Annotated in this window: 10 protein-coding genes; 3 read left to right on the forward strand and 7 right to left on the reverse strand. The window is 63.0% G+C overall.

The window, feature by feature from the left end; translation table 11 throughout:
* The first annotated feature begins 24 nt into the window (after window positions 1-24).
* Window positions 25-2,394, forward strand: coding sequence for a PilZ domain-containing protein (locus ABNP46_RS18430; RefSeq protein ID WP_349919738.1), 2,370 nt, complete (start codon window positions 25-27; stop codon window positions 2,392-2,394).
* Between the two features lie 102 nt (window positions 2,395-2,496).
* Here ABNP46_RS18430 and ABNP46_RS18435 read toward each other — a convergent pair whose 3' ends face one another.
* Complete coding sequence (locus ABNP46_RS18435; RefSeq protein WP_349919740.1) at window positions 2,497-3,402, reverse strand: alpha/beta fold hydrolase; 906 nt, start codon at window positions 3,400-3,402, stop codon at window positions 2,497-2,499.
* Between the two features lie 27 nt (window positions 3,403-3,429).
* Window positions 3,430-4,434 (reverse strand): phosphoserine phosphatase SerB, encoded by a 1,005-nt coding sequence (gene serB / locus ABNP46_RS18440; protein ID WP_349919741.1) that lies wholly within the window; start codon window positions 4,432-4,434, stop codon window positions 3,430-3,432.
* Between the two features lie 186 nt (window positions 4,435-4,620).
* Here serB and ABNP46_RS18445 point away from each other — a divergent pair, with 186 nt between their 5' ends.
* A complete protein-coding gene (locus tag ABNP46_RS18445) occupies window positions 4,621-5,229 on the forward strand; it encodes an AhpA/YtjB family protein (RefSeq protein WP_349919742.1) in 609 nt (202 codons plus the stop codon).
* 64 nt (window positions 5,230-5,293) lie between these two features.
* The gene (locus ABNP46_RS18450; RefSeq protein ID WP_349919744.1) at window positions 5,294-7,549 is read left to right on the forward strand and encodes a sensor domain-containing diguanylate cyclase; all 2,256 of its coding nucleotides are present in this window, start codon (window positions 5,294-5,296) and stop codon (window positions 7,547-7,549) included.
* 118 nt (window positions 7,550-7,667) lie between these two features.
* Here ABNP46_RS18450 and ABNP46_RS18455 read toward each other — a convergent pair whose 3' ends face one another.
* The 5 genes from ABNP46_RS18455 to deoC form a co-directional block, all read right to left on the reverse strand.
* The gene (locus ABNP46_RS18455) at window positions 7,668-8,456 is read right to left on the reverse strand and encodes an RT0821/Lpp0805 family surface protein (RefSeq protein WP_349919745.1); all 789 of its coding nucleotides are present in this window, start codon (window positions 8,454-8,456) and stop codon (window positions 7,668-7,670) included.
* A 132-nt stretch (window positions 8,457-8,588) separates the two neighbouring features.
* Window positions 8,589-9,302, reverse strand: coding sequence for a purine-nucleoside phosphorylase (gene deoD / locus ABNP46_RS18460; RefSeq protein ID WP_100858606.1), 714 nt, complete (start codon window positions 9,300-9,302; stop codon window positions 8,589-8,591).
* Window positions 9,303-9,452: 150 nt separating this feature from the next.
* Window positions 9,453-10,661 carry a phosphopentomutase gene (locus tag ABNP46_RS18465; RefSeq protein WP_349919746.1) on the reverse strand — a complete coding sequence of 403 codons (1,209 nt, stop codon included), beginning with the start codon at window positions 10,659-10,661 and terminating at the stop codon, window positions 9,453-9,455.
* Window positions 10,662-10,675: 14 nt separating this feature from the next.
* Window positions 10,676-12,007: a thymidine phosphorylase gene (gene deoA / locus ABNP46_RS18470; RefSeq protein ID WP_349919747.1), complete on the reverse strand. Its 1,332-nt coding sequence runs from the start codon at window positions 12,005-12,007 to the stop codon at window positions 10,676-10,678.
* An 83-nt stretch (window positions 12,008-12,090) separates the two neighbouring features.
* On the reverse strand, window positions 12,091-12,864 hold the full coding sequence (deoC, locus tag ABNP46_RS18475; RefSeq protein ID WP_349919749.1) for a deoxyribose-phosphate aldolase: 774 nt from the start codon (window positions 12,862-12,864) through the stop codon (window positions 12,091-12,093).
* Between the last annotated feature and the right edge of the window lie 325 nt (window positions 12,865-13,189).

Below are 13,189 nucleotides of genomic sequence, written 5' to 3' on the forward strand. Positions count from 1 at the left end.
AGTGACCCTCCGCGGCAGGATGACATGGATTCAGAACAGCCCCTACACCTGATAGAACAGCTTGTCCCCCTGCTTCGGGAAAAGGACTTCGACGAGATCTTCAACCGTCTGACTCAAAACGAAAATACCAACAGTCGCTTCCTCCTCAAGATGGAGCTCAAGCGCAAGTGCACCCCCTGCCGTCGGGTGATCGACATGCGCAGCGAACTCGGCGAGCTCTGTCAGGTCTATGAGTCAGAGGGCGTGACGCATTTCATGCCCACCGAGGCCATCGCCCTGTTCCAGTCCCAGTGCTATCTCTACCGGGACAGCTACACGCTGGGGGTCTACGAGGCGTTGCAGGCCTGGTACAAACTCAATCAGGGGCGCATGGATCGCCTCTCCCTGCCCAGCAGCCCGTTTCATCCCTTCGACGTCAACGCCATCCCCTTCGCCAGCCACTATGGCCGCCAGGAGGAGCGGATGCACTTCAGCTCCCCCATGGTGCTCAGGCTGGCCAGCGGGGAGAAGATCTTCGCCAAGAGCTCGGATCTCTCCCTCGGCGGGATCCGGGTCTCGGTCCCCTACCTGCCCGACTACCAGACCGGTGAGCAGATCGAGGTCATCTTCACCGGTCTGGAGCGGGAATCGGCCAATCCCCTGCTGCGTCAGCCCATCGATTACCAGATCCTGGGAGAAGAGCAGAAAGAGGGGAAATTCTGGCTGAGGCTGGTGAAGATCGGGGATCATCCTGCCTTCGAGCGCTTTCTCAGTGAATTCATCGAACACAACCGCAGCCGCTACCGGGTCAGTGTCGATTACCTGCTGTCCGCCGCCATCATCAAGGGCTATGAGCAGTTCTACCTGCCGCGGATGACCGGCATGCCCCTGTTCTTTGGCAAGGGGGATGCCCCCGCCCTTGAAATCGCCCTGCGCACCGAGAACAACCAGCATCTGCTCGAATACTGGCGAGACGCCAAGAACCGGGACATGCTCGCCAGCCTGTTCTCGCCGGCCCGGCTGCGCGATCTGCTGCCCCAGGGCGGTGGATTGAAAGAGACCCTGATCTACAGCTTCACCCACTCGGTGCGCAGCCACCTCTACTTCTTCTCCGCCACCCGGGAGGAGCTGCAACAGAGCGGCCTGACCGCCCTCTTCTTCCAGGTCGGCGCCCGCCGCCCCAGCTGGCGCGTCTACAAGTTCAGCCTGGAAGCTTGTTCGCTGGCGGAGGCCGATCTCGACAGTCAACAGGGTGAACCCCACCAGTTGCAGGACATGCTGCTGCGAGAGAGGCTGAAACAGATAGGTTATGTGGGAGCGCTGCAGGAGATCGGCCTGGACAACCAGCGCGAGGAGTTCGGCTACGATGCCAGCCTGCACCACAACGCCAATGAATTGCAGCGCTTCGGTCACGGCATCGAGGCCGCCCCCTTCGAGATAGAGACGCTGCACTATGTGCAACTGCGCAAGGAGGCACGCTACGTTCACAAGACCGCCATCGTCATCCGCCACAAGGAGCGAGCCTGGCTCGGCTGGACCCGGGACATCTCGGCCCACGGCATGCAAGTCGAGCTGGAAGAGCCCCTCGACGGGGAGAAGGGGGATATCCTCCAGGTTGCCCTGCCCCGGTTGCAGGAGCTCTCCAAGAGCATGGATCTGCAGCGCCTGCCCTACCGGCTGGTCAGCCAGAACCTCAGTCGCACCGTGCTGCATCTGTGCATCGAGGGGACACCGGAGCGTCACACCGGCCATCAGTTCTTCAGCCTGCTGATCGAAAGCAACCAGAACAAACTCAAGGCCACCCGGGAGCACAGGCGCTACCGTGGCATGGCGCGGGCGCTGCGCAACATCTTCACCCACCACCTGTTCGACACCCCCGTCTACATCAACAAACAGAAAGCGGCTCCCCAGCTGGCGGCGGCGGGCCTCTCCCCCCGGCCCCGCAGCCTCACCAAGCTGCTGCACTCCTGCGCCGAGCAGGAGGGAGAGATCAACCTCTATCCCCTGTTCCAGGGGGGGCTCCTCAAGAGCCTGCTGCTCAATCCCTTGCGAGCCATCGAACGGGAAGACAAACCCGCCCAGGAGGAGGTCTATATCGCCAGCCTCCACTCCCAGGGAGGAGCGCCTCTGTTCCTCAGCCGTCTGGCGAGCAGCTTCCCGACCCTGGCGGACAAGCGCCGCTTCGTGGAGCTGGCCCTGCGACAGGGGCAGTTCTACTCGGTACTGGTCGGTATCTCCCGCACCGGCCGGCCGGATACCAGCTTCATCGCCAACGAGCTGGACTACATCGCCAAGTTTGCCATCCACAAGGCCAAGAAGCTGGAAGAGGAGCTGTGGAGCGTGGTGGGGGTCGGTGAGCTGACGGACACCAGCCAGGCCACCCTGTTCCGGCTCGGCATCCGGCCAGCGGCTTAACCCAGGGCAACCTTCGTCGGTTCACCCGCAAGAGAGAGGGCGGCCCCAAGGCCGCCCTCTCTGTATCCGGTCATCGGTTCAATCACCGATCTCCACGCCGCCTCAGGTCGCCTGCGGGTTGCCGAGCCAGGTGAGGATCTGGGGGAAGTGATCCTCCTGGGCCTGGGGAGCGGTCAGCATGTTGATGTGGTCATAATCGAGCCGGTTGCCGTTGTCCCGCCCGAGCCGGGTATGGCGGGTCGCCGAGCCCATCTCGCCGCTGAACCGGCGCACGTCGATGGGATGGCCCAGCACCTTGTCGGCTCTGGCCGAGATCATCCAGAGGGGCGGCCAGGCCACCCGGCCCGCCGCCTCCCCATAGGCAAAGCCGTCATGGGGATCCTGCCAGGGGCCGCACTTCACCCAGGGGATGGTCTCCTGCAGGTAGCGCAGGGGTTCGTCGTCCGCCCCCATTTTCAGTTTGCGCGCAGCCAGGAAGCCGCTGTTGCGGGCCAGCCAGGGCGCGAGCCGATTCCAGATGAGATCGACCTTCAGCCAACGCTCCGGATTCTGCACCGAGACGCCGCGCTTGGTGCCGAAGAACACCATGCTGGCGATGCCATCCGCCATCTCGGGGAAACGAGCCAGGGTCGAGGCCATGATGACGCCGCCCCAGGAGTGTGCCATCCAGTGCACCCTGGCATCGGGATGGCGCGCGGCCACCCAGCGCTGCAGGGCGGGGACATCCTCGGTGATGAGCTCATGCTGGCCGTGACCGGCCCGTTCGGCAATGGCAGGAGTGCTCAGGCCCCGGCCCCGCAGGTCCGCCACATAGACCTGATAGCCATGGCGAGCCAGGTAGCAGGCCAGCCCCTTGCCCGATTCGGTATAGAAGATGCGGCCATTCTCGATGGCCCCATGGACCATCAGGATGGGGTCGGCGTGGACCGCCACACCGGGGTGAATATGGCGGACATGCAGTCGATGCTGGCCGCAGGGGATAAACAGGGATTGTTGCAACAGTTCCATCTTGATTTCCGGCCCTCCTGACCGATGTCAACACCAGCGCAAATCGCGGCAGGCCAGTGCCCCGAGCAGGCAGATGACCCCTTCGAGGTCGTGGTGGTTGAGGGTGGCCGCCGCCTGCGCCCGCACCAGGGGCTTGGCATGAATGGCGATGCCGAGCCCCGCCACTCCCATCATCTTGAGATCGTTGGCCCCGTCCCCCACCGCCACCGTCTGGGAGGGGGGGACAGTATAGTCTGCCGCCAGTCGTTCCAACACCTCGGCCTTGACGGCGGCATCGACGATGCGACCGCTCACCTGGCCGCTCAGACGATCACCGTCCAGGGCCAGCTCGTTGGCGAAGATGGCATCCAGCCCCAGCGCCCGTTGCAGCTCACCGGCGAAGCGGGTGAAACCGCCGGAGGCGATCGCCACCTTCCAGCCAGCATCCTTCAGGGTATCGACCATCAGCCGCAATCCCGGCATCCAGGGCATGTGCCCCGCGACGTCATCGAGAATGGTGACCGGCGCGCCCGCCAGCAGGGCGACCCGGTTGCGCAGGCTGTCCGCAAATTCCAGCTTGCCCTGCATGGCTGCCGCCGTCACGGCGGCCACCTGCTCCCCCACCCCGGCCAGGCGAGCTATCTCGTCGATGCATTCGATCTGGATGGCGGTGGAGTCCATGTCCATCACCAGCAGACCGGGTTCACGCAGGCTGGGCAGAGCGGCGAGATGACAGAGATCGAGATCCCAGGTCTCGGCCTTGATCCCCTGCACCAACGCGGGGGAGAAGTGACTGGTGCCGAGCAACAAGAGCGGGATCCCCGCCGGCTCTCCCGGCGGGTAGAGACTGGCAGACACCCCATGATGAGTCAGCAGGGCGGCCAGCCGCGCCAGATGGTGGGCCCCCAGTCCCTTGCCGAACAGCACAAGCCAGGCGGCATCCAGCGGCTCATCCACGGGGAGCAAGGCTTCGGAAGTCAGCAGCCAGTGGGGCGCGGAGCACAGGGCCAAAGGCCAGCCAGAGAGAGTCGGGGGGAGTTGGGACAACAACATAAGAGAGACGCCTTCCTTGGGGGTTCAACATGCTGGCCCAGAGTAGCGTATTGCTTTTTGTACAGGCAAGCGCCAAGATCCCGCCATGGATCCGCCCGGGTGAACAGTGCCTGGCAGGGTTCCCAGGCGGTGTGCCACCAGCATGCCGCGGCTTTCCGGCATCACCCATCGCAAGAGGTTCGAGCTTTGCGTCATCTTCCCATCAAACGTGTCATCAGTCTGGCGGCCGGCACCCTGCTCGGCCTCTGGGTGCTGGGGTTGCTCATTCACATGCAGGGAGAGAGCCAGGCCGCCCTGCACAGCGAAGCCCGTGACCGCGCCCAGGCTCTGGTCTCCTACGCTGCCCGCGACATGGGCCGCTGGATCAAGGAGGACAAGGAGAGCGAGCTGGAACGTTTGGCGCAAGATCTGGCTTCCGAGCCGGAGATCCTGGATGTCACCCTCTACGACTCCCGTGGCATCCCCCTGGCCCAGTCGGATCAGGCCGTGCCGCTGGAGAATCTGCTGCCCATCGGTGCCGACAACAAGTCCCTGCCGGAACAAGGCAAGGGGCGTATCCAGTTTGTGCAGGAAGTGCAGGATGGCAATCTGACTCTGGGCTACCTGAGGATCACCCTGGAGGAGCAGAAGCTGCTGGCCAAGCAGGATACCCATCTCAAGGTGAATCAGGAGAAACAGCGGCTGATGCTGCTGGTGATGCTGCTGGCCGGCCTGCTCATCTCCTACGGCGTGCGTCGCAACTACATGCGGGTACGCAAGCACAAAAAGCAGAGCAAACCAGCCGCCCCCCAGTAAATGGGGTAGATCGCTCCCGCCACCTTGTATATAACTCTGACAGAATGACTGGCAGGAGAGCCACATGATTGCCCCCCCCTTGCCCCTGGACGAGCACAGCCGGTTGGAACGACTGCAGATGCTCGGCCTGCTCGATCGGGAGCCCATCGACCAGCTGGATCGTCTCACCCGGCTCATCACCCGCCACTTCTCGCAGCCCATCGCCATGGTCTCCCTGACCGACGTGAACCGGCAGTGGTTTCTCGCCCGTACCGGCCTGGAACTGTGCGAGATCAGCCGGGAATACTCCTTCTGCGGCCACGCCATCCTCCAGCCCGACATCATGCAGGTACCGGATGCCCGCCTCGATCCCCGTTTCGCCGACAACCCGCTGGTGACGGGAGAGCCCCGGGTCGTGTTCTATGCCGGCCGCCCCCTGCGTGCCCTCGATGGCGTGGTGCTCGGCACGCTCTGCCTGGTGGGTACTGAAGCCCATCACCTCGATGAGGAGGCGTGTCGCGATCTCGACGACTTCGGTCGCCTGGTGGAAAACACCCTGCACGATCTGGAGCGGCGCCATCAGGTGCGCAGCCTGAACCAGGTATTGGAGGACAAGGAGCACCTCTTCACCCTCACCTTCAACCAATCGTCGATCGGCATGGCTCTCTCCACCCTCGATGGCAAGTGGATGCGGGCCAATCCGGGGCTGGAGCGACTGCTCGGCTACAGTGAACGGGAGATGCTGGGGCGCACCTGGCACACCATGACCCACCCCGAGGATCTGCCGCAGGAACGGTCCCTGTTCAACGCGCTGCTAGCAGGGGAGATCCGGGACTACCGGCTGGAGAAGCGGATGATCCGGGCCGACGGCAACCTGTGCTGGGTACAGCTCAGCGTGACCCTGTGCCAGGGCCGCACCATGGAGCCGCACATGATCGCCGTGTTTGCCGACCTGACCGAGCGCAAGCAGGCCGAGGCCGACCTGCTGCGACTGCAGCTTGGGCTCGAGCAACAGGTGCGCGAACGCACCCGCGAGCTGTCAAACACGGTGGAGCAACTGCATCTCGAGATGCAGGAGCGCGGCGCCGTGCAACAGCGTCTATGGCAGGAGCAGCGCCGCCTGCAGTACATGCTGGAGCACACCAGCAACGCCTTCCTGGAACTCGACGAATCCCTCGTCATCACCGGCTGGAATCCGGCCTCCACGACCCTGCTAGGCTGGCGAGCGGAAGAGATGCTGGGACAACGCCTGCCTCGCTTGCTTGGGGAGGGGCATCCCCTTATCCCCCTGCTGGAGACCCCGCAGAGCCCGCCACGGCGTCTGGAGTGTGAGCTCGGGACCCGATCCGGCCAGCAGATCCCGGTCGAGGTGATCGCCGAGCGTTACCAGTTCGACGGCAAGGTGCGCCTCGCCCTGTTCCTGCATGACATCACGACCCGTCACCAGGCGTTGGCCGAGATAGAGCGCGGCCGGGCCCGACTGCGCTCCATCACCGACGGCCTGCCGGTGATCATCAGCATGATCTCTCCCGAGGGGCGCTACCTGTTTGCCAACCAGACCTATTGTCATTACTTCGGGCTTCGTGCCGATGCCGTGCGAGAGCTCAGCGTACGAGAGGTGATTGGCGAGGAGGCCCACGACATGGCCATGGCCCAGGTGGCAAGAGCCCTGGCGGGTGAACAGGTTAGTTACGAGCACAGACTCGACCTGCCCATCGGCACCCGCGACCTCAGGATCACCATGATCCCGAGCCGGGGGGATGAGCCCGGGGTCTATATCCTCGGCAGTGACATCACCGAATTCAAGGCACTGCAGAACCAGCTGGAACATGAGGCGGCTCACGACCCGCTCACGGCCCTGCCCAACCGGCGCGCCTTCACCCTGCGTCTCTCCCGGGAGCTGGAACGGGTCCATCGAAACGGCGAGCCACTGGGCCTGCTGTTCCTCGATCTCGACGGCTTCAAGGGGATCAATGACAGGCTGGGGCATCACGTCGGCGACGCCCTGCTGCAGCGCTTCGCCGCCGTGCTGATCGCCGAGGTGCGTCCGGGGGACATGGTGGCTCGCCTCGCCGGCGACGAGTTCACCATCATATTGCCAGCCCTGCGCCAGCCTGAGCAGGAGCTACCCGCCCTGTGCGAGCGGCTGCTGGCGGCCATGGCCCTCCCCGCCGATGTCGCCGGTCATCTGCTGCCCCTCGCCGGCAGCATAGGGGGAGCCCTCTGCCACTCGGGGCAATATTGCCACATCGACGATCTGCTGCACCGGGCCGATGCCGCCATGTACAGAGCCAAGCAGGCTGGCAAGGGAGGCTTCTACCTCGATCTCGACACGGCATAAGAGGCTGTCAGACCTCAAAGCAACGGGGAGGCCTGATGCTTCCCCGTTTTTTGTTCCCCCAAGTTTCCTGCAGGTTGCGCAGATCGGGCCGTTCAATGGCCCCCACCCCCGCAGGCGTTCAATCCGAAACGATCTCCCATGATCCATCAGGCTTCTGGCAAGCGGTACCGAAAGCATCCTCCTTCTTGCCCCCCACCGTGATGGTCTGCTGGAATTCGCGGCAGTAGCGGCCACTGCTGCTGGTTCCTTCCCGCACCGCAGTCACCGAGCCAGAGGCGTCGCCATCGCTCCAGGTGACGGGATCATTCAGGGGTGCCGTGGTCGCCTTGACCTGGGCCGCCTCGTGCTCTCGCTGCTGCTCCTCATTGATGTTGTCGAGGATCTTCAGGGTAATGGCGGTGAAGGCCAGCCACTTCCAGGCATCGTTGTCGTCGTAATAACTGCCATAGCCTCCATACCAGTGACCATAGGGGCGAACCACCACCACGTCGTGATAGACACGGCGCCGGTTCGGCGGCACGACGATGTTGTTGTGGCGATTGTCGATGACCACGTTGTTGCCCCTGATGTCACGACTGTTGTCGATATGGCGGTTGTCCAGCTGACGGTTGCCCTCGACATGGCGATCCTGTACCTGACGCTGGTTGACATGAACCGGCCGGGTCGCCTTGTCCCGCGCCCTCACATTGCCCCACCCCTCGTTGAACTTCACCGACTCCCGATTGGCCTGACGGGGCACGGCCCTGTGCTGCACCGCGTGGGGTTGGGATACCCGCTGCGGCGCTGGCCTGTGCTGCGGCGCCCGGTGCTGACCCCTGCCCTCCAGCGCCAGCACCTCCTGCCAGAGCGTCGGGACTATCAACGTCATGGCAAGCAGCAACGGGGTCAGGATATATATTCGTTTCATGGTGTTAGCCTCGTGAGGAGTTGCCCGAAAGTATAGACAGCGCAACTCGCCAGCTGAGTTTTCCACCCCGATGAGGCATAAAAAAACGGCGACCCCGAGGTCGCCGTTCTTGCGTGGAGCCGAGGCCTGGGATCAGTCGCCCAGCAGCACGGAGTCCAGCGCCACCTCGATCATGTCGTTGAAGGTCAGCTGACGCTCTTCGGAGGTAGTCTGCTCACCGGTACGGATGTGATCAGAAACGGTGCAGATGGTCAGGGCCTTGGCACCGTATTCGGCGGCTACGCCGTAGATGCCGGCCGCTTCCATCTCGACACCCAGGATGCCGTATTTTTCCATGACGTCGAACATGGAGGGATCCGGGGTATAGAACAGGTCGGCGGAGAAGATGTTGCCAACGCGCACGGCAACGCCCTTGTTCTTGGCGGCTTGCACGGCATTGGCCACCAGATCGAAATCGGCGATGGCGGCGAAGTCGTGATCCTTGAAGCGCAGACGGTTGACCTTGGAGTCGGTGCAGGCACCCATGCCGATCACCACGTCACGCAGTTTCACGTCTTCACGCACGGCGCCGCAGGAACCCACACGGATCAGGGTCTTCACACCATAGTCGGTGATCAGCTCCTTGGCGTAGATGGAGCAGGACGGGATGCCCATACCGTGGCCCATGACGGAGATACGGCGGCCCTTGTAGGTGCCGGTGAAGCCGAGCATGCTGCGCACGTCGCACACCTGCTCCACGTTCTCCAGGAAGGTCTCGGCGATGTACTTGGCGCGCAGGGGGTCGCCCGGCATCAGTACGGTGTCAGCAAAGGCGCCATCTTTCGCATTGATATGAGGAGTTGCCATTCTCTTAATTCCTTCACACTAGGTTGAGTTTTATTGTCTTTATTGGGTTGCCCGCCACCTCGCGGCAGCGGGCGGGTAACTTACAGGACGCGGGTGCGACAGTGCAACCCGGGCAGCGGCGCGTGCATCAGGCACACACTGGCTGCATCATCACAGGAAGCTGGTGCCGTATTGCAGCTTCGGCAGGCCGTGGTAGGCGGCGATGCTCTGGCCGATGTCGGCGAAGGTCTCGCGACGACCGAGGGAACCCGCCTTGACCGGCTTGCCGTAGAACAGCACGGGGATGTACTCACGGGTATGGTCGGTACCGCTCCAGGTCGGATCGCAACCGTGGTCGGCAGTCAGCACCACCACATCGCCATCCTGCAGGATCTCGAACAGCTCCGGCAGGCGGGAGTCGAAATACTCCAGCGCATCGGCGTAACCCTTGACGTCACGACGGTGACCGTAGGAGGAGTCGAAGTCCACGAAGTTGGTGAAGACGATGGTGTTGTCACCGGCGGCCTTCACTTCTTCCAGAGTGCGATCCCACAGCTCGGTCAGGCCTGTGCCTTTCACCTGCTTGGTGATGCCTTGCTGGGCATAGATGTCGGCGATCTTGCCGATGGAAACCACCTGGCCGCCCGCATCCTTCATGAAGTCCAGCACGGTCGGTGCCGGCGGCAACACGGAGTAGTCGTGACGGTTGCCGGTGCGCTTGAAGTTGCCCTTGCCGGTACCCACGAACGGACGGGCGATGACACGACCGATGTTGTAGGGCTCCAGCAGCTCCCGCACGATGTGGCACAGCTCATAGAGCTTCTCGAGGCCGTAGGTCTCTTCATGGCAGGCGATCTGGAACACGGAGTCGGCGGAGGTGTAGAGGATCGGCTTGCCGGTACGCATATGCTCCTCACCCAAGTCATCGAGCACCTGGGTACCGGAGGCGTGGCAGTTGCCGAGGTAACCCGGCAGGCCGGCCTTCTCGACGATGGCATCCAGCAGCTCCTGCGGGAAGCTGTTGTGGTGATCGTGGAAGTAGCCCCAGTCGAACAGCACGGGCACGCCGGCGATCTCCCAGTGACCGGACGGCGTGTCCTTGCCGGAGGAGAGCTCCTGGGCGAAGCCATAGGCACCGACCACTTCGATGTCCTTTTTCAGGCCCGCCGGGAAGACGCCGGAGGCGAGTTCCCCGGCGTGACCCAGACCCAACTTGTTCAGGTTCGGCAGGTTGAGCGGGCCACGGCCCTCGAACTCACCGGCTGCGCAGGCCTTGGCGATATGGCCAAGGGTGTTGGCGCCCACATCTCCGAACTTCTCGGCGTCGGCGGCAGCGCCAATACCGAAAGAGTCCATCATCAGAATAAAGGTACGTTTCATGGGACTTCCCCTTGTTACAAATCAGCCAGACCGATGCGACGATAGACCTCGGGCAGTGCCTCTGGTCGGGTGTCACCGATCCTGACAGCCGCCTGCACCATGCCGGCAGCCTGAGCAAATTGCTCTTCGGTTTGAGCGTGGATCAGCGCGAGCGGCTTGTCAGCATCGACGCTCTGACCCAGGCGGATAAAGTCGGTCAGACCGACCGCATAATCGAGTTTGTCACCGGCGGCGCGGCGACCACCACCCATGGCGACCACGGCCAGGCCCAGCTCACGGGTATCCATGGCGGTCACGAAACCGGCCTTGGGTGCGAACACGGGGCGCACGATGGCAGCCTTCGGCAGATGGTTGTCGTAGCGTTCCATGAAATCGCTCGGGCCACCGAGGCCGGTCACCATGCGACCGAAGATCTCGGCCGCCTTGCCGTTGTCCAGCACGGCCTGCAGTTTGACGCGGGCATCGTGCTCGTCGCTGGCAAGACGGGCGGAGATCAGCATCTCGGCACACAGGGCCATGGTCACTTCGTGGATGCGCGGATTGCGGTATTCACCGGTCAGGTAGCGCACCGCTTCACGCACTTCCACCGCATTGCCGGCACTGGAAGCCAGCACCTGGTTCATGTCGGTCAGGAGCGCAGAGGTACGACAGCCAGCACCGTTGGCGACGGCGACGATGCTCTTGGCCAGCTCTTCGGAGGCTTCGAAGGTCGGCATAAAGGCGCCGGAACCCACTTTCACGTCCATCACCAGGGCTTCGAGCCCGGAGGCGAGCTTCTTGGAGAGGATGGAGCCGGTGATCATGGCGATGGATTCGACGGTGGCGGTAATGTCACGCACCGCGTAGATGCGCTTGTCCGCCGGGGCGAGATCGCCGGTCTGGCCGATGATGGCCACGCCCGCTTCTTTCACCACCTTCAGGAAGCGATCGTTGTCGACCGAGGTCTGGTAGCCAGGAATGGCATCCAGCTTGTCCAGAGTGCCGCCGGTATGACCGAGGCCACGGCCGGAGATCATGGGCACGAAGCCACCGCAGGCGGCGACCATGGGGCCCAGCATCAGGGAGACCACATCACCCACCCCACCGGTGGAATGCTTGTCGACGATGGGGCCGCCGAGGTTCAGATGATCCCAGGAGAGCACCATGCCGGAGTCGCGCATGGCACAGGTCAGGGCCACCCGCTCATCCATGGTCATGTCCTTGAAGTAGACCGCCATGGCGAGTGCCGCGATCTGGCCCTCACCGATGGTGTTGTTGGTAATGCCCTGAACGAAGAATTGAATCTCTTGGGTACTGAGCGCTTCACCGTTGCGCTTCTTGCGAATAATTTCTTGAGGCAAAAACATCTTTCATTCCCTCCGTGCGCCGTACACGAACACAGACCAAACAGGATCCAGATAGAGGGCGGCGTACCGCCCTCTGCCGCGACTCAGTAACCGCTGGTGTTGGCCGGCTTGTCGCCGTGACCCAGGGTCGCCAGCAGGCTGGCCAGCAGGCTTGATGCGCCGAAACGGAAGGTGCGAGGGGAGACCCAGTCCTTGCCCAGGATCTCTTCAGCCATGGCCAGGTACTGACCCGCCACGGCGGCATCCTTCACGCCACCGGCCGGCTTGAAGCCCACTTTCGGGTTCTTGGCCTTGATCACTTCCATCATGATGCGCGCCGCTTCCGGGGTCGCGTTCACCGGCACCTTGCCGGTGGAGGTCTTGATGAAGTCGGCACCGGCGTCGATGCAGATCTCGGAAGCGCGACGGATCAGCGCCTCTTCCTTCAGCTCGCCGGTCTCGATGATCACCTTCAGCAGGGCTTGTGTGCCACAGGCCTCCTTACAAGCTTTGACCAGATCGAAGCCAACCTGTTCATTGCCCGCCATGAAGGCGCGGTACGGGAAGACCACATCTACCTCGTCGGCACCGTAGGCGACGGCGGCACGGGTCTCGGCCACGGCGATCTCGATGTCGTCGTTGCCGTGGGGGAAGTTGGTCACGGTGGCGATGCGCACGTCGGCGGCACCGATCTCACGCAGGGTCTTGCGTGCGATGGGGATGAAACGGGGATAGATGCAGACGGCGGCGGTGAGGCCGGCCGGAGACTTGGCCTTGCGGCACAGATCGATCACCTTCTGATCGGTGTCGTCATCGTTCAGGGTGGTCAGGTCCATCAGGTTCAGGGCGCGTTGGGCGGCCAGTTTCAGATCGGTCATGCTATGTCTCCAAAGTCTCGATGATTCCCAATACCAGCGATCAGCATCCGCCGAACCAAGGGGATCGGCAAGTGAAGATCCCGGGTAAACGGGATATGGAATTACAGCGCAAATGCACAGGCAATACGGCTGCAAATAAGGCAAGAGCCCTGTCACTTTCTTACAAAAGTGCGGACTTGGTTCCATGAAGACTTGAGAAAGGCCGACAACCGCTGACCCGGATTCCCAATCAATTCCATTTGACCGCCAACACCCGACTTGAGCGGGTATTAGTCAATGCCAGCACCCTGCTGGCATCGCCTATTTCAGCCGAGATACCCCGTGT

Origin of the sequence: Aeromonas veronii (assembly GCF_040215105.1) — a bacterium.
Taxonomy (GTDB): Bacteria; Pseudomonadota; Gammaproteobacteria; order Enterobacterales; family Aeromonadaceae; genus Aeromonas; species Aeromonas veronii_G.

What these genes read in the sequence shown, in the direction of transcription:
- ABNP46_RS18430 (WP_349919738.1), top strand. Translation starts at nt 25, where the DNA reads ATGGATTCAGAACAGCCCCTACACCTGATAGAACAGCTTGTCCCCCTG.
- ABNP46_RS18435 (WP_349919740.1), bottom strand. Translation starts at nt 3,402, where the DNA reads ATGGAACTGTTGCAACAATCCCTGTTTATCCCCTGCGGCCAGCATCGA.
- serB (WP_349919741.1), bottom strand. Translation starts at nt 4,434, where the DNA reads ATGTTGTTGTCCCAACTCCCCCCGACTCTCTCTGGCTGGCCTTTGGCC.
- ABNP46_RS18450 (WP_349919744.1), top strand. Translation starts at nt 5,294, where the DNA reads ATGATTGCCCCCCCCTTGCCCCTGGACGAGCACAGCCGGTTGGAACGA.
- ABNP46_RS18455 (WP_349919745.1), bottom strand. Translation starts at nt 8,456, where the DNA reads ATGAAACGAATATATATCCTGACCCCGTTGCTGCTTGCCATGACGTTG.
- deoD (WP_100858606.1), bottom strand. Translation starts at nt 9,302, where the DNA reads ATGGCAACTCCTCATATCAATGCGAAAGATGGCGCCTTTGCTGACACC.
- ABNP46_RS18465 (WP_349919746.1), bottom strand. Translation starts at nt 10,661, where the DNA reads ATGAAACGTACCTTTATTCTGATGATGGACTCTTTCGGTATTGGCGCT.
- deoA (WP_349919747.1), bottom strand. Translation starts at nt 12,007, where the DNA reads ATGTTTTTGCCTCAAGAAATTATTCGCAAGAAGCGCAACGGTGAAGCG.
- deoC (WP_349919749.1), bottom strand. Translation starts at nt 12,864, where the DNA reads ATGACCGATCTGAAACTGGCCGCCCAACGCGCCCTGAACCTGATGGAC.